The organism is Cupriavidus sp. 05T313 (assembly GCF_056396665.1).
Map to the genome: position 1 here is coordinate 1 of NZ_JBFTLX010000550.1, position 811 is coordinate 811.

Sequence of the window (811 nt, forward strand, 5' to 3'; positions counted from 1 at the left end):
ATGCCCCCGACTCGTTGTTCATTCGCGCTCAAAAAAGCCAGGAGTAAACGCGAATCCGCACGAGTTTACAACCCCTCCCGCCCAAGTCCCATCAAATTCTGGTCGCACTGCGCCCGGTCAGGACGCTGGACTTTTGTATAAGGAGATGCGCTTGGCGGGGTCAACCACACCGGCAACTACATGGATGGGTTTTCCATCGATGGGCAATGGGGCGGCAATATGCGTGCCTACGGCAGCACCTCGGGAACGTGTTGCGTGGGCGTACCGCGAGTCTACCGTCCCGGSCTGCAGGTGACCGTCRAGTGGAAGGCCCGTGACGGGGCCAAGATCCTCTATGGGAGCAAGGTGGTCGAGGTCGAGCCCTAYRCCRAGGCMGGCACCATCTATGCCCACATCTATCCGAACGACGTGGTCCGCGTGGTCGTGTCGGCGCGCTACGACTCACATAGCCTCAACCACCCCATTCCCTATCCGGTTAATCCAAACAAATCGAAGGAGCCCCAACAATGAAGCGCTATATCGCTGCCCCCGACCGCACGCTCCCGCCGGATCCGGCCGAATGCTGCAGCCTGACGCCGCGCGAGGTTTTCCGCGTGTTGGGGACCAAGCCCGCCTGCACGTTCGTGCGCCAGCCGGTTTGCCAGATCCTGGTCAACGTGGGGCTGTTCTTCGACGGCACCAACAACAACATGGAGCGGGACTACAAAAAACCGGAACCCGCCAAGCGCTTTCATAGCAATATCGTTCGCCTGCACAATGCCTATCCTGCTGAAGAGGGAAATACGCCGGGGGAGGGCGAGTACTTTTACCG

At 59.9% G+C, this 811-nt stretch carries 2 pseudogenes; both read left to right on the forward strand.

From position 1 onward, the window contains the following. Nucleotides 1–171 precede the first annotated feature (171 nt). Nucleotides 172–510: pseudogene (locus AC1DKD_RS41665) on the forward strand (DUF3304 domain-containing protein); the annotation flags it as partial. Then, nucleotides 507–811: pseudogene (locus AC1DKD_RS41670) on the forward strand (hypothetical protein); the annotation flags it as partial. The pseudogenes AC1DKD_RS41665 and AC1DKD_RS41670, both read left to right, overlap by 4 nt.